At 51.4% G+C, this 22,357-nt stretch carries 13 protein-coding genes; 12 read left to right on the top strand and 1 reads right to left on the bottom strand.

The genetic code is table 11. From position 1 onward, the window contains the following. Positions 1–45 precede the first annotated feature (45 nt). The 6 genes from CFI03_RS05595 (at position 46) to CFI03_RS05570 (ending at position 9,304) form a co-directional block, all read left to right on the top strand. The gene (locus CFI03_RS05595) at positions 46–1,497 is read left to right on the top strand and encodes a S41 family peptidase (RefSeq protein WP_116393579.1); all 1,452 of its coding nucleotides are present in this window, start codon (positions 46–48) and stop codon (positions 1,495–1,497) included. A gap of 81 nt (positions 1,498–1,578) precedes the next feature. Continuing rightward, entirely contained in the window at positions 1,579–2,892 is a 1,314-nt protein-coding gene (locus CFI03_RS05590) for a PDZ domain-containing protein (protein WP_116393578.1), read from the top strand. Positions 2,893–3,123: 231 nt separating this feature from the next. Further along, on the top strand, positions 3,124–5,127 hold the full coding sequence (gene uvrB / locus CFI03_RS05585; RefSeq protein ID WP_205411919.1) for an excinuclease ABC subunit UvrB: 2,004 nt from the start codon (positions 3,124–3,126) through the stop codon (positions 5,125–5,127). A 27-nt stretch (positions 5,128–5,154) separates the two neighbouring features. Next, positions 5,155–8,043: an excinuclease ABC subunit UvrA gene (gene uvrA, locus CFI03_RS05580; protein WP_116393577.1), complete on the top strand. Its 2,889-nt coding sequence runs from the start codon at positions 5,155–5,157 to the stop codon at positions 8,041–8,043. A gap of 246 nt (positions 8,044–8,289) precedes the next feature. Beyond that, a complete protein-coding gene (locus CFI03_RS05575) occupies positions 8,290–8,508 on the top strand; it encodes a hypothetical protein (RefSeq protein ID WP_116393576.1) in 219 nt (72 codons plus the stop codon). A 190-nt stretch (positions 8,509–8,698) separates the two neighbouring features. Next, entirely contained in the window at positions 8,699–9,304 is a 606-nt protein-coding gene (locus CFI03_RS05570) for a DUF2087 domain-containing protein (RefSeq protein WP_116393575.1), read from the top strand. 278 nt (positions 9,305–9,582) lie between these two features. Here the strand turns inward: CFI03_RS05570 and CFI03_RS05565 are convergent, their stop codons facing one another. Further along, complete coding sequence (locus CFI03_RS05565; protein WP_116393574.1) at positions 9,583–10,551, bottom strand: sugar phosphate isomerase/epimerase family protein; 969 nt, start codon at positions 10,549–10,551, stop codon at positions 9,583–9,585. A gap of 388 nt (positions 10,552–10,939) precedes the next feature. Between CFI03_RS05565 and CFI03_RS05560 the strand changes: the two genes are divergently transcribed. The 6 genes from CFI03_RS05560 to ligA all read left to right on the top strand — a co-directional run bounded on the left by CFI03_RS05560 (position 10,940) and on the right by ligA (position 22,004). Next, positions 10,940–12,055 carry a trypsin-like peptidase domain-containing protein gene (locus CFI03_RS05560; protein ID WP_116393573.1) on the top strand — a complete coding sequence of 372 codons (1,116 nt, stop codon included), beginning with the start codon at positions 10,940–10,942 and terminating at the stop codon, positions 12,053–12,055. Between the two features lie 36 nt (positions 12,056–12,091). After that, a complete protein-coding gene (locus CFI03_RS05555) occupies positions 12,092–13,993 on the top strand; it encodes a copper amine oxidase N-terminal domain-containing protein (protein WP_116393572.1) in 1,902 nt (633 codons plus the stop codon). 145 nt (positions 13,994–14,138) lie between these two features. Next, positions 14,139–16,664 carry a U32 family peptidase gene (locus tag CFI03_RS05550; RefSeq protein ID WP_116393571.1) on the top strand — a complete coding sequence of 842 codons (2,526 nt, stop codon included), beginning with the start codon at positions 14,139–14,141 and terminating at the stop codon, positions 16,662–16,664. Between the two features lie 14 nt (positions 16,665–16,678). Further along, positions 16,679–17,383 carry a heptaprenylglyceryl phosphate synthase gene (pcrB, locus tag CFI03_RS05545; RefSeq protein ID WP_116393570.1) on the top strand — a complete coding sequence of 235 codons (705 nt, stop codon included), beginning with the start codon at positions 16,679–16,681 and terminating at the stop codon, positions 17,381–17,383. Positions 17,384–17,584: 201 nt separating this feature from the next. Then, positions 17,585–19,945, top strand: a complete 2,361-nt coding sequence (gene pcrA, locus CFI03_RS05540; protein ID WP_116393569.1) for a DNA helicase PcrA — start codon at positions 17,585–17,587, stop codon at positions 19,943–19,945. Positions 19,946–19,970: 25 nt separating this feature from the next. Continuing rightward, complete coding sequence (ligA, locus tag CFI03_RS05535) at positions 19,971–22,004, top strand: NAD-dependent DNA ligase LigA (RefSeq protein ID WP_116393568.1); 2,034 nt, start codon at positions 19,971–19,973, stop codon at positions 22,002–22,004. The last annotated feature ends 353 nt before the right edge of the window (positions 22,005–22,357 follow it).

Raw genomic sequence — 22,357 nt, 5'->3', positions numbered from 1 at the left:
TTCACTTCAAAACAGGTTAGGGTTAAGGATAGGATGGTGTCGAACGTGTACTTTAAAGGAAGAACCGTATTTGTCCTTCTGCTGATGACGATGGTGGCATCAGTGCTCGTAACATTAACGATAGGCGATCAGGTCTTCTGGGCGTCTAACGGGAAGCAGGCTTCCGTGTCGGCTGCCGCGGCAAGCGAGGGAAGCGGGCTCAGCAAGAAGGAAGAGTCGAAGATTAATGCGGTTCTGGGGTTAATCGAAACCAAATATTTCAAGGATATCGACCGGGATGAGCTGGTTGACGGGGCGGTAAGAGGGATGATGGAATCGCTTGACGATCCTTATTCCGTCTATATGGAAAAGGATGTCGCCAAGCAATTTTCGGAGTCTATTGAAGGGTCGTTCTCCGGCATAGGTGCCGAGGTTACGCTCGAAAAAGGAAAAGTCGTGGTTGTCGCGCCTATCAAAGGCTCGCCGGCAGAACGCGCCGGGCTGCTCGCCAAGGATATCGTCTTATCGGTCAACGGCGAGAAGCTGGACGGCTTAACATTGAATGATGCTGTCGCCAAGATCCGTGGTCCCCGGGGGACAAAAGCGAAGCTTCGGATCGAGCGTGCAGGCAATACCCAGCCGATTGATCTCATCCTTGTCCGCGACGACATTGATGTGGAGACGGTGTACGCGAATCTGCGTAGCGACGGAGTAGGCGTGATTGAGATCCGCCAGTTCTCCCTTAACACGGCGGACCGTTTCAAGGAAGAGCTCGCCAAGCTGGAGAAGCAAGGCATGAAAGGTCTTGTTATTGACGTGCGGAACGATCCGGGCGGCATCCTGCCGGTTGTGGTTGAGATTGCTCAACAGTTCGTACCGAAGGGTGAAACGATCGTACAGGTCGAAGACCGCGACGGTCACCGCGAGAAAACAACTTCGCAAGGTGGCGGCAAAACGTATCCGATTGCCGTTCTGATGAACAAAGGCAGCGCGAGTGCTTCCGAGATTCTCGCCGGGGCTTTGCAGGAGCGGGCAGGGGCAGCTCTTGTCGGTGAAACCTCTTACGGCAAAGGAACGGTGCAAGTTAGCTATAACAAGACGCTTGGGGATGGCAGCCTGGTGAAAATGACGATTGCGAAGTGGCTCACGCCGGACGGCAATTGGATTCACCAGAAGGGCATCAAGCCAACCGTGGAGGTACAGCCGCCGAAGCTGTATACGGTAGCAAGGCTTACTTTAACGGAGACCTTGCGCAAGGATATGCTAGGCGAGCAGATTCGGAATGCGCAGGTCATGCTGTCCGGCCTTGGCTATGCGACGCAGCGGGAGGACGGCTACTATAACGATTCGACCGAACAAGCCGTGAAGGATTTCCAGAACGCTTCCGGACTTCCGGTTACAGGCGAGATCGATACGAAGACGGCGTCGTCTTTGGAGCAGGCCGTAGTGAAATGGATCAAAGATCAGAAGAACGATAAACAGCTGCTGGAGGCAATCCAGGCGGTCAGCAGGAAATAAAGAGGAAACGGCGAATTTATAAAAGGTTGGCTCTAAAGCGGAGTCAGCCTTTTATTTTGGATGAGGATGGGAGTGTAGCGATTGGATGCAGCCAATGCTTTACTAGACCAGTTCGGCCGGGCAATTGTACATTTGCTTGCGCAGCCTTTTTATTATATTGCGGTATTATTTATTATCCTTCAATATACGAGACAGATCAGCTTGGAAAGACGAATGTTCGCCGTAAGGCTGCACATCTGGCCGCGGCTCGTGGCTAAAGCGATGCTGGCCGGGCTTGCAGCCGGGGTGCTCGCATCCGTTGCCGGTGCTTTTATCGGCATAACCTTAACCGGCGACGCCGTTTTATGGCTATGGGGTTCGGCGGTTGTGCTGCTCTTGTTCCGAATTCGCTATCTATGCTTTGCCTACGGCGCGGGAGCGCTGGCGCTTCTGCAGTGGATCGTTGGTTTTACTTCGCTCGCAAATAGTGAGGGATGGCTCGGAGATGCGGCGAATTCGCTTGCCGGACTTGATATGCCGGGGATTTTCGTATTGGTGGCGCTGCTTCATCTGGTAGAAGCTTTCCTTGTCCGGAGACAAGGAAACAAGCTAGCTACTCCGCTTTTCCTGGAAGGGAAGCGGGGGAAGCTGGTAGGCGGCTATATGCTGCAGGGCTTTTGGCCGGTTCCGCTGCTGCTGCTTGTGCCGGCAGCCGGGGGGACATCGGTTGTTGATCTGCCTTGGACGCCATTATTCGGCGGCGATTGGACGCAAGGCTGGACGGTTGTCGCTCTGCCGATGATTATCGGCTTCAGCGAAATGACGCGCGCGATGCTGCCCGAGGCCAAAGCCCGCCATGCGGCAAAAGGGCTTATGTGGTACAGCCTGCTGCTGACCGGTGCGGCGCTTCTCGCCTGGTGGCTGCCGGCGCTGCTCCCGCTTGCCGCTTTATGTTCGCTGCTGCTGCATGAAGCTATCATCTGGCGCAGCCGGGCGGTGGAATCCACGCAAAGTCCGCTGTACGTGAATGATCAGCGGGGCTTGCGTATTCTCGGTATCGTGCCGGGTACGCCTGCTGAGGCAATGAAGCTGCAGGCCGGCGAGATTATTTCGAAGGTGAACGGCATCAGGGTGTTCACGAAAGAGGATCTTCATGAGGCGCTGCAGAACAATTCGGCGATGTATAAGCTCGAGGTGCTGAACAGAGAGGGCGAGATCAAGTTTGTGCAGCGGGCCCGTTATGAAGGGGAGCATCATCAGCTTGGGGTTATTTTATCTCCTGACGAGCGGGCGACCTATTACGCATCGGCAGAGCCGGCTACGCTGATTGACCTTTTGCGCCGCGCGAGGACGGCAAAGCGGAGCGGCGGCGTTTACGCGGAAGAGGAAGACCGTTCGGGTACTTTGAATGTCTAAATAGAAATGGGGCTTTTCCTGGGCAGCCGCTTAGGGAAAGCCCTTTGATTTTATGTTTGCATCAGCCTCTATAGACGTCTATAATAGAGGGGAACACACATTCGGATAGGCTATGCGCGTATGGATTCGACCGCGGGACGGTGCTGCTTCTTCTAAGTTTCAAGGACGCTGATGCCGTTTACGCTTATATATATTGACTATAATGATTGATGAGTAAGGGAAACGGGGTGGATGACGCAAGTGAATGAGATTTCAGAGCAATTATTTCAATTAAAGTCGAGCTACACGCCGCAGGGCGATCAGCCGGGAGCCATCAGAAAACTTGTTGAAGGCGTGAAGAACGGCGAAGCCAAGCAAACCTTGCTTGGCGCGACGGGTACGGGCAAGACGTATACGATTGCCAATACGATAGCGCAGCTTAACCGGCCGACGCTGGTTATTGCCCATAACAAGACGCTCGCGGCACAGTTGTGCAGCGAGTTTAAGGAGTTCTTCCCGGACAATGCGGTAAGTTATTTCGTCAGCTATTATGATTATTTTCAGCCTGAGGCTTATATCCCGTCTACGGACACTTACATTGAGAAGGATTCCAGTATTAACGATGAGATCGACAAGCTGCGCCACTCCGCGACCAGTTCATTGTTCGAACGCAGGGACGTTATTATCGTAGCGAGCGTTTCCTGTATCTACGGTCTCGGTTCGCCTTCCGAGTACGGCAGTCTGGTGCTGTCGCTGCGGGTAGGCATGGAGAAGTCCAGAGATACGATTCTTCATAAGCTTGTTGATATTCAGTACCAGCGCAATGACATTAACTTTATCCGCGGTACGTTCCGCGTGCGCGGCGATATTGTAGAGATTTTCCCGGTTGCCAATAATGAACGGGCGATTCGGGTCGAGCTGTTTGGCGATGAGATTGAACGGATTACGGAAATCGACGTGCTTACCGGCGAGATCGTAAGCGAACGCGATCATGTTGCTATATTCCCGGCGTCTCACTTCGTTACCCACGAAGAAACGATGAAGGTTGCGCTTGGCAATATCGAGCGTGAGCTGGAGGAACGTCTTGCGGAGCTGCGGGAAGAAGGCAAGCTGCTGGAAGCGCAGCGTCTGGAGCAGCGTACCCGTTATGACCTCGAAATGATGGCGGAGATGGGCTTCTGTTCCGGCATCGAGAATTATTCCGGACCTTTGACCTTCCGCGAGCGCGGGGCAACGCCGTATACGCTGATGGATTATTTTCCGGACGATATGCTGATCGTCATTGACGAATCGCACGTTACCCTGCCGCAGATTAGAGCTATGTACAACGGTGACCGCGCGCGGAAGGAAATGCTCGTTAATCACGGCTTCCGTCTGCCGTCCGCACTGGATAACCGGCCGCTGCGCTTCGAAGAATTCGAGGAGAAAGCGAAACAGCAGATTTATGTGTCGGCGACACCGGGACCTTATGAACTGGAACATTGCCCAACGATGGTTGAGCAGATTATCCGTCCGACGGGCCTGCTGGATCCGATTATTGAGGTGCGTCCGACAAAAGGGCAAATCGATGATCTGTTAGTCGAGATCCGCGACCGGATAGCCAAGGATGAACGCGTCCTTGTCACTACGCTGACGAAGAAGATGGCCGAGGATCTGACGGACTATTTCAAAGAAATCGGCATTAAAGTGCGTTATCTGCACTCGGATATCAAGACGCTGGAGAGGATCGCCATCCTTCGCGACCTGCGTCTCGGTACATTCCATGTGCTAGTGGGTATTAACCTCTTGAGGGAGGGCCTTGATTTGCCGGAAGTATCCCTTGTTGCGATATTGGATGCGGACAAAGAAGGCTTCCTCCGTTCCGAACGCTCGTTGATTCAGACGATTGGCAGAGCTGCGCGTAATAGCGATGGCCGGGTTATCATGTACGGGGATAAGATTACCGATTCCATGGATAAGGCGCTGAAGGAGACGGAGCGCCGCCGGACTATCCAAATTGCTTATAACGAAGAGCATGGGATTACGCCTCAGACGATCCGCAAGAAAGTGCATGATGATATAAAGGCAACGAAAGTGGCCGAGGAGAAGTCGGAATATTTGACTGGCGTAGGCTCCGAGAAGATGACGAAGAAGGAACGCCAAGCTTTGCTGCAAAGGCTGGAAGCCGAGATGAAGGATGCGGCGAAGAATCTGCAGTTCGAGAGAGCCGCAGAGCTGCGTGACGCGTTGCTGGAACTGAAAGCGGAGATGAGCTAGAGACAAGGAATGGGAGGAACGTAAGAAGTGGCTAGTGACAAGATTGTAATCAAAGGGGCTAGAGCCCACAATTTGAAAAATATCGATGTTACCATACCCCGCGACAAATTTGTCGTCCTGACGGGACTGAGCGGCTCCGGTAAATCCTCGCTTGCTTTCGATACGATTTATGCCGAAGGCCAGCGCAGATACGTAGAGTCGTTGTCCGCTTATGCCCGGCAGTTTCTCGGGCAGATGGAGAAGCCGGATGTTGATTCCATTGACGGCTTGTCTCCGGCTATCTCCATTGACCAGAAGACAACAAGCCGCAACCCGCGATCGACGGTGGGTACGGTAACGGAAATTTACGATTATTTGCGTTTGCTCTTTGCCCGGGTCGGAAGACCGCATTGCCCGGATCATGGCATCGAGATTACTTCGCAGACCGTAGAGCAGATGGTTGACCGTATTATGGAATATCCGGAGAGGACGAAGCTGCAAATTCTGGCGCCGCTTGTTTCCGGCCGTAAGGGTGAGCATACGAAGCTGCTTGCCGACATTCAGAAGCAAGGCTATGTCCGTGTCCGGGTAAACGGCGAGCTTCGGGAGCTTAGCGAGAAAATCGAGCTCGAGAAGAACAAGAAGCATAATATTGAAGTCGTTATCGACCGTATCGTGGTGAAGGCGGATATTCAAGGCCGGTTGGCGGATTCCCTGGAAACCGCGCTGAAGCTGGCTGAAGGCCGGGTTATTGTTGATATTATTGACCAAGAGGAGCTCTTGTTCAGCTCCAACCTGGCTTGTCCGGTATGCGGATTTAGCATTGAAGAGCTGGCCCCTCGCATGTTCTCTTTCAATAGTCCGTATGGTGCCTGCCCGGATTGTGACGGTCTTGGCGTGAAGATGATTGTTGACCCGGACCTGCTTGTTCCGGATCTGAGCAAAGCCATAAATGAAGGGGCATTCGAAGCATGGGCGGGAAGCACGTCGAATTATTACCCGCAATTCCTGAGCGCAGTGTGCCAGCATTATCATATTCCGCAGGATGTACCGGTATCGGATTTGTCAGCCGATCAGATGAAAAAGCTCATGTTTGGTACGGGCGGAGAGCGAGTACGCTTCGTGTACGAGAATGACTTTGGCCACCGGAAGGAAGCTTACGTTCCTTTCGAGGGTATTGTTCATAATCTGGAGCGCCGCTACCGGGAGACGGCTTCCGATGGCATCCGCGAATATATTGAAGCTTACATGAGTGCCAAGCCATGCGGTACTTGCAAAGGCCATCGTCTGAAGAAAGAAAGCCTTGCCGTTACGATTAACGAACAGAATATTTCCTTTGTGACTTCGTTATCGATTGGCGAGGCGCAACGTTTCTTTGATTCCCTTACCTTAAACGAGAAAGAGCAGAAGATCGCTCACCTCATTCTGAAAGAGATCAACAGCCGCCTGGGCTTCCTTGTGAACGTTGGCCTGGAATATTTGTCGATGAGCCGTGCCGCAGGCACGTTATCCGGCGGAGAGGCACAGAGGATTCGTCTGGCTACTCAGATTGGTTCCAGTCTGATGGGCGTTCTGTATATACTGGACGAGCCAAGCATTGGTCTGCATCAACGCGATAATGACCGTCTTATCGAAACCCTGGAGCATATGCGCAACCTGGGCAATACGCTTATTGTCGTCGAGCATGATGAAGATACGATGCTTGCCGCCGATTATATTATTGATATTGGCCCTGGCGCAGGTATTCACGGGGGAATGGTAACCGCCGAGGGAAGTCCTGAGGAAATTATGAAGGACGATAACTCTCTGACCGGCCAATATTTGAGCGGGAAGAAGTTTATCGAGGTTCCGCTTGAGCGCCGTAAGACAGGAGAGAAGTGGCTGGAGATCCGCGGTGCCAAGGAAAATAACCTGCGCGGCGTTAACGTGAAGATTCCGCTGGGTATATTCACGGCTGTTACCGGCGTATCCGGTTCTGGTAAATCTACACTCGTGAATGAGATCCTGTACAAGACGCTGGCCCGCGACCTGAACAAGGCGAAGGTTCGTCCAGGCGAATACAAGGAATTGCGCGGTCTTGAGCATTTGGAGAAGGTTATCGATATTGACCAGTCTCCGATTGGCCGTACTCCTCGTTCGAACCCGGCTACCTACACGGGAGTATTCGATGATGTGCGTGATCTCTATTCCACAACGAATGAAGCGAAGGTTCGCGGCTACAAGAAGGGCCGTTTCAGCTTTAACGTAAAAGGCGGCCGTTGCGAAGCGTGCAGAGGCGACGGTATCATCAAGATTGAGATGCACTTCCTGCCGGATGTGTATGTCCCTTGCGAGATTTGCAAAGGCAAGCGTTATAACCGTGAGACCCTGGAAGTGAAATACAAGGGCAAAAACATTGCCGAGGTGCTGGAGATGACGATCGAGGACGCAACCAAGTTCTTTGAGAACATTCCCCGTATCCACCGGAAGCTGCAAACTTTGCTTGATGTTGGTCTCGGCTATATGACCTTGGGCCAACCGGCGACAACCTTGTCGGGCGGCGAAGCGCAGCGCGTGAAGCTGGCTTCCGAGCTGTACCGTCGCAGTACCGGCAAGACGCTGTACATTTTGGATGAACCAACAACAGGGCTTCACGTCGATGATATTGACCGTCTGCTTACGGTCCTGCACCGCCTCGTTGATTCCGGAGAATCCGTCCTTGTTATCGAGCATAACCTTGATGTGATCAAGACAGCCGATTATCTGATCGATCTTGGACCCGAAGGCGGCAATGGCGGAGGTACCATTGTTGCCTCGGGTGCACCCGAGGATGTTGTTAAAGTATCCGGTTCCTATACAGGCAAGTATTTGAAGCCTATTATGGAGCGGGACCGCGAACGCACGGTGAACCGGCATCGCGCAGTCCAGGAAAGCGTAGCGGCAGGCGCTGTGGAGTAAGTAAAAGGCAAAGGAGACTCTTCTTATCCGATGGAAAGGGAGTCTCTTTTGTATGTTTAGTTATAAATAGAGGCAGAACTGGACAAATTAACTTGCAGAGTATACTGGTATGACAACGTTTTTAAGAACAAATGTGGGAAAACGTGACAAACTTGTTACGAAATCTGAATCGGACTTGCATGATTTGCCACTTGAAGATAACATAGAGGTAATATAGGCTACGTGCGAATAAAAGGGGGTCACTCGATGTTTTTGGCAGCAGAGGAAGCAGCTAAATCCACCAGCAACATCAATACATTTGACTGGTTCATGCTTGCGTTCACCATTTTAATCTTGATTGGCTTTGTACGTTTAGTAAAAGCTCGCCCTAAGAAAAATGTATTTGCAATCGGATTCACTACGATAGCGTTGCTTTTGTTTCTTTACATAGACTACATTATGATTTTTAAAGTTTGGATGGCATAAATACAAGGCCTGCCGGTTCGCCGGCAGGCTTTATACATTTATAAGCGCCAGCTCATGATCCTAGAGGAAAATGGGCTGGCGCTTTTTGATTTGCCAATTGACATTTGTTAGGTGATCCTTTATTATCTTATTTAATAGTTATCTAATTAGATATTTGTTAAATTAGTTTGTGGAAGGAAGTGAAGTTTCCATGCAATTAGATAAGGTAGTGAGCTATCATAAAGCATTAGCGGATCCGACACGTATCCGGCTTCTGATTCTGCTGGCAGAAGGGGAACTCAACGGGCAGGTGCTGGCGGAGAAGCTTGGCGTAACACCGGCTACAGTCACTCACCACGCGGCCAAGCTTCGTGAAGCAAGCTTGATTAATGAACGGAGAGAGAAGAACACCATTTACTTCTCGCTCAATGACTATTTTATTAAGAATGGCTCTAACGCTGCGGCTAATTTGATTTATCGGACATCGCAACAGAAAGGAGGAGAAGAACAAATGAACGAGGAATTTGAGCGCGTAAGGCAGTCCGTGATCAAGAACTTCTTCGCTGCTACAGGTCAACTAAAGTCAATTCCGGCTCAGCTTAAGAAGAAGCTGATCGTACTCGAGTATATGGTATCCAAGCTGGAGAAGGGGCGCAAATACACGGAAAAGGAGCTCAACGAATTTATCAAAGGCTTCCACCCGGATTTCGCGACCATCCGCCGTGAATTTATCATGCACCAGTTCATGTTCCGGGAGAACGAAATTTACGAGCTCAATCCACCGGAGATGTGGGCGAAGTGGGAGACGTTGTCCTAGCCTTTATCTTTGCCTTTATCTTTATCGCATGCAAAAACAGCCTGCCCGGCATAAGCCAGGCAGGCTGTTTTACTGCTCATTTCTTTAATTCAATTGTTTGGTCTTTGTGGTAAATGAGCGGAGCGAAAGTATGTTTCTGGAGAAACGGAGTATTCGCCTTTGACCGAGGATTTCAACCGCTAAGCGGTTATATTCGAAGAAATCCACGGTCAACAGCGATCGGAAGAAACATACTTTTGCGCAGCGATTGCTTTTACCGCATCAATCAACCCATTGAATTATACCCACCACATATCCCCAACAGGCTCTTTAATCAGAACTTGCTGCAGGTTTTGAACAGCTTTCGAGAAGCCTTCTTCAACGGACATCAGGCCGTCTTCATGCTCGATGCTGACAACGTAGTCGTAGCCAACGAGACGCAGCGTGCTGATGATGTCTGCCCATGTTTTCAGATCGTGACCAAAGCCAACGGAGCGGAACTGCCAAGCGCGGTCCAGCATCAGTGTGTAAGACTGCATGTCCGTTACGCCGTGTTTGTTCACGTTGTTGAAGTCAATGGAAGTATCCTTCGCATGGAAGTGATGGATCGCGTTTTCGCGGCCCAGGATTTTGATCGCTTCAACAGGGTCAATGCCTTGCCACCACATATGGGATGGGTCAAGGTTAGCGCCAATCGCTTTGCCTGCGGCTTCACGAAGGCGAAGCAGCGTAGCAGGCGTATGAACGGAGAAGCCGCCATGCAGCTCAAGGCCGATTTTTACGCCGTTTTGCTCAGCGATACCGCCGATTTCAGACCAATATGGAATAACTTTTTTCTCCCATTGCCAAGCAAGGATTTCTTGGAAATCGTTCGGCCATGGAGCAACCGGCCAGTTCGGATATTTTGCATCCTCATGGTCGCCAGGGCAGCCGGAGAAGGTGTTTACAACCGGTACTTCAAGGCGGTTAGCCAGCTCGATTGTTTTACGGATAATCGCGTCGTCTGCGCTGGAAATCGCTTTTTGCGGGTGAAGCGGGTTAGCATGGCAGCTCAGTGCGCTGATAATCAGTCCGCGCGAATCTACCGCTTGTTTAAACGCTTTCAATTTGCCTGCGTCAGCAAGCAATGTATCTGGATCGCAATGTGCGTTGCCAGGGTAACCGCCTGTACCAAGCTCTACCGCTTCAAGACCTTTGGCAGCGATGTAGTCGAGTGCTTCTTCAAATGGTTTTTGCGAGAAAAGTACGGCAAATACGCCTAATTTCATTATTATTACCTCCTAAGGTTTGGCTGTCCCTATTATAGCATTCTAGTGGTGCGTATACCTCATTTTTACGAAAGAAAAACCAAAATCGCATACAAACTAGGCAATTCGAATGAAAGCAATCTTCCCGCCCGGAAAGATAAGGCATTCCTCTTGCGACAGGTGTGAAAAATCACGTCAAATTTAATGGAATAAGAGACTTACGTTTGTCGTGTTTTTGGATATTTAATCAATTTGAAAAAAGATGTTTGCCTCGCCTATTTATTTACTTATTATTTAGGTTTTTATCTTACAAATTCTTCTTGTTGTCTAGTACTTTGGCATGATACATTTAGAACGTGTTTCCTATAAATGGATTCTTGTTTTTGATTGGATCTGGGAGAGTGATAGAGTGAAACGTAGTATGCTTCGCGCAGGCGCCATTGTCCTAACGGGAGGACTGTTGGTAGCCGGATCAGCGTTTGCAGCGGGAACGGCAACAAGTCCCGGAACAATGAAAATGAGCGCGACCAAGATTAACGGAGAGGTGTACGTCAAGGCATCGTCACTGACGAGTACTTTGGGAGGTACGGGTGCTTACGATGCATCAACCAAGACTTATGCCTACACTCCTCCGGCAGATGTTCCGTCTGTCGTCAGCAAAGTCTCTCCTTCCGTTGTAGGAATCATCGGCAAGCCGGCGGACGGCGGCGATCAGCGTTATGTTCTGGCACATGGGACAGGCGTTATTATGAAAGCCGACGGCTGGATTTTGACCAACGCCCATGTTGTAAAAGACTTGACCAACATTACGGTTGTAACCGCGGATGGCAAGCAATACAGCGGGAAAAGAAGCAATGTCGACGAAGTAAGCGATCTGGCGCTTGTCAAAATCAACGCGACCAAGCTGCCGGTAGCAAAATTTGCGGCATCGCCGCTGCAAGCAAAAGTCGGCGAGACGGTGATTGCAATCGGCACGCCTGTCTCTTTCTCGCTTCGCAACACGGCAACAACCGGTGTATTAAGCGGCATGAACCGCTCGGTATCTTCCTATTACCGTCTGCTGCAGACGGATGCCGCGATTAACCCGGGGAACAGCGGCGGCCCGCTCGTCAATATGAAGGGCGAAGTGATCGGCATCAATTCCATGAAATTCGTGGATGAGGGCATCGATAACATGGGCTTCTCGATTCCGGTGGATACCGTATCGTACGTAACGGGACATTTCTTCAAGTACGGCTACGTGAAGCGCTCCTCCCTTGGAATCGGGCTGGAAGAGAGCTACGCGGCTATCGTTGGTTTGCCAACCGACGACGGTTTAACCGTTACTTCAGTCAAATCGGATTCGGCCAAGAAGCTTGGCATTCAGGTCGGTGATGTGCTGTATTCCGTTGCAGGCCATCAGATTTCTTCTATTGTAGAAGTGAATGAGCTTTTGAAATCGTATTTGCCCGGCCAACAGGTTGAAGTAACAATGATGATGGATGGCGATTTGGTTACCCGTAAACTGACGCTAACAACGGCTTAATCTTTTATTCCGTTATAAATAGGGAGAGTAGAGAGAATGAAGATGAAACGATTTATGTTTATGCTGTTAGCGGTACTGCTGGTCGTAACGTTCGTGCCGGCAGCGGCTTTTGCGGCAGACTCCGCGAGCGGTAGCGTCGAAATCCGCCTCAAAACAAACAGCTCGACCGTTACGATTAACGGAAAACAATCGACTGTACAGGCTCCTTTTGAAAAAGCGGGAACAACCATGGTGCCCCTTAGCGTCATCACGAAAGCCTTTGGCGCAAAGTTGAAGCTTCAAGACAACAAAATTATTACGCTGACTTATAACAATAAGACCGTAGTCGTAACGATTGGCAGCAAAACCGTAAAAGTAAACGGTAAAGATCAAACGGTTGCGGTTGCTCCAGTTGTAATCAAAGGTACAACGATGGTGCCGGTACGCGTCATCGTTGAAGCCTTTGGCGCGAAGATCGGCAAAGATAAGAAAACGGGAGAAATCGTAATCACCGGTACTATTGCTCAGTCCGGCACTAGTAATTCGGGCGGCGGTTCGACGAACCTGGACCCTGACTATGGCAAAACCAAGTTCGGCGACAGCTACTACGGCTGGACAATGAACTATCCGCCGGGTCTCAAGCTCTTGAATCAAAATGATGATGGTTCATTCGTAATTTGGGGAAGCGCAACAAGTGACACAAGCGTAATTATTTCAACGGAGAAGGTTACCGATGTTCTGACCAAAAGTGAAATCCAAGACAAGATCGTATCCGGCTGGTTAGGTGACGATGAGGTTGTTATTGATAAACGGACGATCACTGTCAATGGTCTAAACTTCGAGAAAATGGTTACCAGAACGACTGAACGCGGTCTGCTGTTCGAATACCGCGCTCTGCAGAAGGGCGATACGCTTTACTATGTTATGGGCGGAGTAGCCGGCACGGATAAAACCGCTCTGGATCCTTACCAATCGCTGCTTGACAGCTTTGTTCCGTCCTTCGACAGTAACGATAAAACAATCAAGGATATCACTAAGGTTTCTAATGGGTTAATGGCTATTAACAATAAAGAGTACGGATTGTCGCTCAAGCTTCCGGCAGGCTGGTACAAGGATAAGGACAGCAGCAATCCGACTTACGTCAGCGAGGACGGCTATTTCTCCTTCAGCATTTCTTCCGTGAAAGAGCAGGACAGCCCACAGCAATGGCTTGCGCGGAGACAACAGCTCTTGCATGAAGATTTTCTGCCGAACTATATTAAAAACGAGAAGAACTCCTCCATTGTATTAAAAGACGGCAATGCGCTTGTTTTAACCTACGAATTCACTTACGACCAGAAATTGTGGTATACCGCTAACGAAGTACTGCTGATCGCCGGCAAATACCGTTATGCGATTGACTTCAACTATGATTCCAAAACTGGATCGCAAGGGGAAGCGTTATACAAGTCCACAATGGCAACGGTAGATATCGATACCGCTTATGTTGAAAAAAATTATGGCCAAATGGAAGACGAGTTTGATTTAGACCGTACTGAGGTTACAGTCAAAACAAGTACCAAATTTGGCTACTCGATTGCTCTTCCTGCTTATTGGTTCGGCGTTAACACCGACTTTAACAAGGAAGCGGCTGCTTATGTTGATAGTTTTGGGCACATGATTCTTCAAAATATCGAGGGCATGAGTGCTTCAAGCGTGGCTCAATCCGTTCAGCAATCCTTGCAGAAAGAAGGGGTTACGGTCTCCGGCAGCACTTCCTTCCAGATTGGAACCGCGAATGTCATTAAATTCTCGGTTCAAGACGTTACGGAGGACAATATTCCGATTACGGATGTATTTTACTTCGTAGAGAACAAAGGCAATACAATCATGCTCCTCTTCGGAATTAATAATGCGAATGCAACAACCAGTGCTTTAGATCGTTTTGACACCATTGTCAAATCGATCAAATTCCAATAATTAAGACATTTATTTGAAAGAAGCCGGTTCTCGCCAAGAGAATCGGCTTCTTTTCTCTTCCCTGCCAGTATTGGGTGGTGGCATCTGCTGCCGCGGTTTGATAAACTAGCAATAGCAGGTTTACAAATGGAGGAATGAATGTCGAATGACGATTGATATAAAACGAGAGGATATCGAGCTGCTGGCACCTGCCGGCGACTGGGATTGCATGCGCGCAGCAGTGGCCAACGGCGCGGATGCCATTTTTTTTGGCGTAGAGAAGTTTAATGCCCGTGCTCGAGCAAACAATTTCCGGAGCGAAGAGCTGCCGGAGATTATGGCGTTTCTTCATACCTATGGCGTAAAAGGTTTCCTGACCTTTAATATTCTCGTATTTGAAGACGAGCTTCGCGATGCGAAGCAATTGATAGAGATGTGTATTAATGCCGGCGTAGATGCGGTGATCGTGCAGGACTTGGGTCTTGTGAAAATGATTCGCGAGCTGTCTCCGGACTTCCCGATCCACGGCTCGACGCAAATGACGATTACATCGCCTGAGGCTGTGGAATTCACGAAGCCTTTTGGCATGGAACGCGTCGTTCTCGGCCGCGAGAATAACCTGAAGCAAATTCAAAAAATCGGCGAGCAGGCAAAGCTTCCGATGGAAGTATTCGTGCATGGCGCGCTTTGCGTATCGTACTCGGGCCAATGCTTGACTTCCGAAATGTGGGGCGGCCGCTCCGCGAACCGCGGGGAATGCGCGCAGGCCTGCCGACTTCCTTATGATCTGATGGTAGACGGTGAACACAAGCCGATGGGCGATGTTGCTTACCTATTATCTCCGAAAGATCTGGCGGCTATCGACCTGATTCCGGAACTGATTCAAGCCGGCGTAACTTCTTTTAAAATTGAAGGCCGTCTGAAAAGCCCGGAATATGTAGCTAACGTAGTAAGCAAATATCGCCGTGCGATTGACAGCTATTTTGCCGGTGATCTTACGGGTCCTTCCAAGGAGGAAGTCCGCGAGTTGCAGCAAAGCTTCTCCCGCGGCTTCACCCATGGGTTCCTGAAAGGTACAAACAACAAACAGCTGGTAGACGGAACCTTCCCGAAAAGCCGCGGCGTTTATCTGGGCCGCGTGGAGCGTATTCTCCGTGATGCGGTGACGATCCGCCTGGAAGCTCCGCTGAAGCGCGGTGACGGTATCGTATTTGACGCCGGCGATCCAACGAAGAAGGAAGAGGGCGGACGCGTCTACGACCTGCGCCGTCATGGCCAAAAGATCGAAGGCGAAGCGCAGGAAGGAACTCTTCTTGAGCTGGTTGCCGGACGTAATGACGTTGACCTGCGTAAAGTCCATGTCGGCGATAAGATCTGGAAGACGAATGACCCAGCTCTCGACAAGCGTCTTCGCGCGACATTCGAGACCGAGAAGCCCTACCGCGTATTCCCTCTGCATCTGAAAGTAACCGGTGTGGTTGGCGAACCGCTCCGCACCTGGTGGACGGATGTACAGAAGGGGATCACGGTAGAGGTTGAATCCGAGCTGATGCTGGAGCAAGCGAATAAACGCCCGATGGACGCTGCGCTGCTTGAAGACCAGCTTGGCCGCCTTGGCGGCTCGCTCTATCAGCTGGACCAACTGGAGGTCGCGCTTGAGGGCGATGTTATCGTACCCGTACGCGAACTGAACCGGATGCGCCGCGAAGCGGTTGAGAAGCTGACGGGCGAACGTCCGAAACCGCCGGTATACGTGAAGCATATGATCGATCCGCTTGAAGATGCGCCGAACGCGGCCGCAAAAGCCAAGCCATCCAAACAGCAGGTATCCGATCCGAAATTGACGGCTCTATGCCGCAATCTGGAGCAGGTGGAAGCGGCTGTTCAAATGGATGTCGAGATGATTTATGCCGACTTTGAATTTATTAAGCAGTTCCCTGCGGCAATTGAAGTGGCTAGACGCGCAGGCAAGCCGATTGCGCTGGCTACGCCGCGTATTCATATGCCGGGAGAGAACGGCTACCATGCGAATATACTGAAGCTCCAGCCGGATGCCGTGCTTATCCGCAATACGGGTGCTTTGTACTACTACCTGCGTGCGCGCGCGGAGAACCCGGGCAAGCCGTTTCCTAAGCTGATCGGCGATTTTTCGCTTAACGTAGCGAATCACAAAGCCGTTGAAGTTTTTGCGGAAGCGGGTCTGGATCTGATTACCCCGTCTTACGACCTGAACATTCAGCAGATGGTGGATATGCTCGAGCAATCCGATACAACGCGTCTGGAAGTCGTGATTCAGCAGCATCTGCCGATGTTCCATACCGAACATTGCGTTTATTGCACGTTCATGAGCGAAGGGACCGACTACACAAACTGCGGACGTCCTTGCGAGGATCACCGCGCATCCCTGCAGGACCGGATCGGCATGTCCCACCCGGTACGCGTAGACGAAGGCTGCCGCAATACGGTGTACAACGCAATCGAGCAATCGGGCGCCGAATATATTCGCAACTTCATGGAGCTTGGCGTGCCTTCCTACCGCGTTGAGTTTTTGGAAGAGACGGCGGACAAAGTACGCGAAGTGCTTGGCTTGTACCGCGACGCTCTGGACGGACGCATTAGCGGCACAAAGGTATGGAAAACGTTAAAAGCAACGAATCAGCTCGGCGTTACGCGCGGGCAGCTCGTGAAATAAGGAGAACCGCCTTTATGAGTGGAGCATGGTACAGCGGCTGGAGACATGTGTTCAAATTAGATCCGGAGAAGGAAATCTCGGATGAGGCATTAGATGCCGTCTGTATGTCCGGGACCGATGCGATCATAGTTGGCGGCTCCAGCGGCGTTACGTTTGAAAATACGGTTGACCTAATGGCGCGCATCCGCCGTTATGAGGTGGACTGTGCACTCGAGGTTTCGACCCTCGACGGTGCCGTTCCCGGCTTTGACGGTTATTTCGTCCCGATTGTCCTCAATACGGACAAGTCGGAATGGATCATTGGCCGGCAGATCGAAGGGCTCAAGGAATACGGCTCTTTTGTACCTTGGGAAGAGACCGCTTCGCAGGGCTATATTATCCTCAACGGCGAAGCGACGGCCGCTGCTGTTACGGGCGCCGATACGGAACTGGACGAGACGGCTTTGGTGGCCCATGTGCGCATGGGTGCGAGGCTGATGCATCTTCCGGTTATTTATATCGAGTATAGCGGGCGTTTTGGCGACATGTCCTTGGTCCGCGCAGCGAAGGATGCGGCACAAGGGGCGCAGCTCTTCTACGGCGGAGGCATTCATAATGCCGATACCGCCGAGCAGGCTGCTCAAGTTGCCGATACGATTGTGGTAGGCAATATCATCTATACCGATTTGGAAGCGGCGCTGTCGACCGTGGAGGCTGTACGCGCCGCAGCGCGGGGATGAATGAACAAAGCTTGCGCGAAGCAAGCTGGTGACAGAAGCTTTTCCAAGAGATGCAGGGCATCGCAGAGCTATTCCGAGAGCGTAATGACAAGCTTTAGGAATAGCTTTTTATTTGCAAATTGACACATTACTGGCCGTTGTCTACACTATCAGTAAGAAGCGAACAAATGCGAACAGAACTTATAAATAAGGAGTACATTCATGTTTAATCCGATAAATATTGATCAAGCCGTACAGAAGCTGAACCCTCCTCAGAGGGATGCCGTTCAAGCGACGGATGGACCATTGCTTATCATGGCGGGAGCGGGCTCCGGCAAGACCCGCGTCCTTACTCACCGTATTGCCTATTTAATCGAGAAGAAGCGGGTTGCCCCTTGGAGCATTCTGGCCATTACCTTTACGAATAAAGCGGCCAGGGAGATGCAGGCGAGGGTGGCGGCGCTTATTGGCCCTTCCGGTCAGGATATTTGGGTCTCTACCTTCCACTCCATGTGCGTACGGATTCTCCGCAGGGATATCGACCGCATCGGCTTTACCTCCAATTTCTCGATCCTGGATTCCGCCGACCAGCTGTCGGTCATTCGCAATTGCATGAAAGAGCTTAATATCGACGTGAAAAAGTTTGAACCGAAAGCCGTTCAGGCTGAAATCAGCGGCGCGAAGAATGAGCTGATTACGCCGGAGCGTTATGAGCAGAAGATAGGCGACTATTTTACCGATATTGTGGCGAAAGTATTTAAGATGTACCAGAAGCGGCTGAAGAGCAACAACTCGCTGGACTTTGACGATCTGATCATGACGACGATTCAGCTGTTCAAGGAAATGCCGGAAGTGCTTGAGTTCTACCAGAACAAATTCCGTTATATCCACGTGGACGAGTATCAGGATACGAACCGCGCGCAATACATGCTTTGCCGCATGCTGGCTGACAAGCATCACAATATTTGCGTTGTCGGCGACAGCGACCAGTCGATCTACCGCTGGCGCGGAGCGGACATTACGAACATCCTGAACTTTGAGGATGACTATCCGGAAGCCCGTACCATTATGCTCGAGCAGAATTACCGTTCTACGGCCAACATTCTGGAAGCGGCCAATGCCGTCATCAAGCTGAACACGGGCCGCAAGCCGAAGAAGCTGTGGACCGACCAAGGAGAAGGCGACATGATCACCTTGTACCAAGCCGACTCCGAGCATGATGAAGGATATTTCGTAACCGGCACGATCAGCAAAAACGTGAAAAGCGGCCGCAGGTACGATGACCATGCGATTCTGTACCGCACCAACGCCCAGTCCCGCGTAATCGAGGAAATACTGATCAAGTCGGACATTCCGTATCAGATTGTCGGCGGCATCAAGTTCTACGACCGCAAAGAGATTAAGGATTTGCTCGCTTACCTCAGACTGATCTCCAATCCGGACGACGATATCAGCTTGCAGCGGATCATCAATGTTCCGAAGCGGGGAATCGGCGATACGACGGTAGCGAAGCTGGCGGAAGAAGCAGTTCGTCAAGGCACGTCTATCTTTAACGTGCTTGGCAATCTGCAAGGGATAGATCTGAACGCCCGGGCACAGGGCCTGCTGCATGAATTCCGGGATATGATCGATAATCTAACGCAGATGGTCGATTATCTGTCCGTAACCGAGCTGACGGAGAAAGTGTTGGAAATGTCGCAATACCGCATGGAGTTGCAGCGCGAGAAGACGCTTGAGTCGACTGCCCGCCTCGAGAACATCGACGAGTTCCTGTCCGTTACGATGGACTTCGAGAAGCGCAACGAAGACAAGACGTTAGTCGCTTTCCTGACGGATCTTGCCCTTATCGCGGATATTGATTCCATGGACAAGGACGATGACGGAAAACCGGCGGACAACAATTCCGTTGTTCTCATGACGATGCATAGCGCGAAAGGCCTGGAGTTCCCGGTTGTCTTTATTATCGGGATGGAGGAAAGCATCTTCCCGCACAGCCGTGCGTTAAACGATAACGAAGAGCTCGAAGAAGAGCGCCGCCTTGCTTACGTAGGGATTACCCGCGCGGAGAAGCAGCTTTACCTGACTTGCGCGCGCAGCCGGACTCTCTTCGGCCGCATCAGCGCCAACCTGCCTTCGCGTTTCCTGCAGGAAGTGCCGGACAACGTGAAGACGCTGGCTTCGCCGGGCGGTACGATCGGCCGCTCCGGCAGCTTTGCCGGCGGCGCAAGCCGCGCAAGCTTCGGCAGCAGCGGTAGCGGAGCCAGCTTTGGCGCAGGGCGCGCGCCATCCTTTGGCGCTTCCGGCGCCGGAGCCCGAACCCCGGGACCATCGGGGGCGGGAGTGCGCGTGAGCACGCCGCTTGACGCGGCCGCGAAAGCGGCGTCTACCGCCGGATCGGCCGCGGGGAATGCCGCGGACCGGAACTTCGTAGCCGGCGACAAGGTTGCGCACGGCAAATGGGGCGAAGGCGTCATCGTTTCCGTCAAAGGGACGGGCAACGATATGGAGCTGCAAATCGCTTTCCCTGCGCCGGTTGGCGTCAAACGGCTTTTGGCCGGATTTGCACCAATAACAAAAGTCTAAATGGATGGAAGGATGGGACCCTCCCATGGAAAACCAGACGGCAACGCCTGAGCAGCTGACCCGCATGCAAGAGCTGGCGGCGGAAATCTCCGCCCATAATTATTCGTATTACACGCTTGACCAGCCCACTATTAATGACGCGGATTACGACAAGCTGTACGATGAGCTGGTGGCGCTGGAAGCCGCTACCGGCATTGTACTGCCCGATTCCCCTACGCAGCGCGTTGGAGGAGAACTGCTCAAAGGCTTTGAGCCCCACCGTCACCGGGCCCGCTTATGGAGTCTCGACAAGGCGCAGGATACCGAAGACCTCCTGGCTTGGAATCAGCGGGTATTGAAAGCCATCAATGACTATAACGCGAAGCATCCGGAGGAGGAGCCTCTTCCGCAGCCCAACTATGTCATTGAACTGAAATTCGACGGCTTAACCCTTAACCTGACTTATGAGAACGGCCAGCTTATTCAGGCATCCACCCGCGGCAACGGAACCGTTGGCGAGGGGATTCTGGCACAGGTGAAGACCATTCGCTCCGTGCCGCTGACTATACCTTTCAGAGACGGAATTATCGAAGTGCAAGGGGAAGGCATTATGAACCTGTCCGTTCTGGAGCGATACAACCAGACGGCGGCAGAACCGCTTAAGAATGCGCGCAATGCAGCTGCAGGCGCTCTGCGCAACCTGAATCCGAAAACAACGGCGGAGCGAAAGTTGAATGCTTTCTTCTATAATGTCGGATTTGCGGAAGGCGTTTCGTTCTCGAACCACCGGGAGATGCAGCAGTTTTTGAAGGATAACTTGTTCAAGGTGAACCCGTATGCCTTGTATTTCGATACGATTGAAGAAGTGCAGGAAGAATTGCTGCGGATTGCCGAGAAGCGCCTGGAGCTTGATTTCCTGATCGACGGCGCGGTAGTGAAACTCACCGATATGCGTACTCGGGAGGCGCTTGGCTATACGGATAAGTTCCCTCGCTGGGCGGTCGCTTTCAAGTTTGAGGCGGAAGAGGCGGCAACGGTGCTGGAGTCTGTCTCCTGGGAAGTCGGCCGTACGGGCAAAATCACGCCGGTAGCAAGGGTTGAAGCGGTTGAGCTGGCGGGAGTAACGGTACAGAACTGTACGCTTAACAATATCGGAGACATTGAGCGTAAGAACCTGAAGTATGCCTTGGGCACGCTTGTATCCATCCGCCGCTCGAACGACGTAATCCCTGAAATACTAGGCAAAATAGACGAAGAGCCGGGGCAAGAGATCGTATTTCCAACCGTCTGTCCGGCATGCGGCACCGAGCTGGAGCAGCGCGGGGCGCATCTATTCTGTAATAATAAGCTGGGCTGCCGTCCTCAAATTATCGGGCGGATCACCCATTTCTCCTCCCGCGACGCGATGGATATCGAAGCCTTCAGCGTAATGACGGCGGAGCAGCTGTATGCGGAATGCGATGTTCATGATCCAGCGGATCTTTATGCGCTTGGCTATGACGATTTGATTAAGCTGGATCGATTCGGCGACAAAAAAGCGCGCAAGCTGCTGGATGCCATCGAAAAATCCAAAGACCGCGATTTGGCAGCCTTCCTCTTTGCCTTGGGAATTCCGAATACAGGGAAAGCAACGACCAAAATGCTGGCCGACCACTACGGAAGCCTTGATGCGGTTATGTCGGCGACGGCTGAAGAGCTTGTAGGCCTGCAGGATGTCGGCGCCATTGTAGCGGACAGCATCGTGAACTATTTTGCCGATCCGGTTATCGCTGCAAGCATTGCCCGTATGCGCGAGCTTGGCGTAAAAGCGGAAGCCGAACAGCCGGTTATTGTTCGCCAGGACAGTATCTTCAGCGGCAAGACCGTTGTATTAACGGGAACCTTATCGAAAATGTCTCGGGATGAGGCGGCCAAAAAGCTTGAAGCTTTTGGCGCCAAAGTCAGCGGCAGCGTCTCGAAAAAGACGGACTTCGTTATAGCGGGCGAGAGCGCGGGCAGCAAGCTGACCAAGGCCCGTGATCTTGGAATTACCGTAATAGAGGATGAAGACGAATTGCTCCGCTTGTTAGGCGAAGCATAAGTTTTCGCAGAATACCAGAGCGCCGCGGGTCTTTGAAAAAAGGCTTGCGGCGTTTAACTTATGACGCGAAAGTTAAATGTCATTTATTACAAGTTGTATTTCAAAATCAGACATGGTATATTATCTCTTGTCGCTTCGGAAGACACGACATCAATAGCGAAACACATCGAAATGAATAAAAATGTGAAACAAGCTGTTGACAAAGGATGAAGAAGCTGATAAAATTACATCTTGTCACGAAAAATTGTGACAAACAAGTTCCTTGAAAACTGAACAAATGAATCACGTCGATTCAAACAAGTTTTAAATAGCTAGTTAAGTAATGAGCAAGTCAAACACTTTAATGGAGAGTT

It is taken from the genome of Paenibacillus sp. ATY16 (assembly GCF_003399985.2).
GTDB classification, from domain to species: domain Bacteria; phylum Bacillota; class Bacilli; order Paenibacillales; family Paenibacillaceae; genus Pristimantibacillus; species Pristimantibacillus glycanilyticus.
Note: the sequence above shows the minus strand (reverse complement) of the source record. Positions and strands in the feature narration are given on the sequence as shown.

Bases quoted from the DNA above. Each gene is read 5' to 3' on its own strand.
- uvrB (WP_205411919.1), top strand. From the start codon at position 3,124: ATGACGCAAGTGAATGAGATTTCAGAGCAATTATTTCAATTAAAGTCG.
- CFI03_RS05575 (WP_116393576.1), top strand. From the start codon at position 8,290: ATGTTTTTGGCAGCAGAGGAAGCAGCTAAATCCACCAGCAACATCAAT.
- CFI03_RS05570 (WP_116393575.1), top strand. From the start codon at position 8,699: ATGCAATTAGATAAGGTAGTGAGCTATCATAAAGCATTAGCGGATCCG.
- CFI03_RS05565 (WP_116393574.1), bottom strand. From the start codon at position 10,551: ATGAAATTAGGCGTATTTGCCGTACTTTTCTCGCAAAAACCATTTGAA.
- CFI03_RS05555 (WP_116393572.1), top strand. From the start codon at position 12,092: ATGAAGATGAAACGATTTATGTTTATGCTGTTAGCGGTACTGCTGGTC.
- CFI03_RS05550 (WP_116393571.1), top strand. From the start codon at position 14,139: ATGACGATTGATATAAAACGAGAGGATATCGAGCTGCTGGCACCTGCC.
- pcrB (WP_116393570.1), top strand. From the start codon at position 16,679: ATGAGTGGAGCATGGTACAGCGGCTGGAGACATGTGTTCAAATTAGAT.
- pcrA (WP_116393569.1), top strand. From the start codon at position 17,585: ATGTTTAATCCGATAAATATTGATCAAGCCGTACAGAAGCTGAACCCT.
- ligA (WP_116393568.1), top strand. From the start codon at position 19,971: ATGGAAAACCAGACGGCAACGCCTGAGCAGCTGACCCGCATGCAAGAG.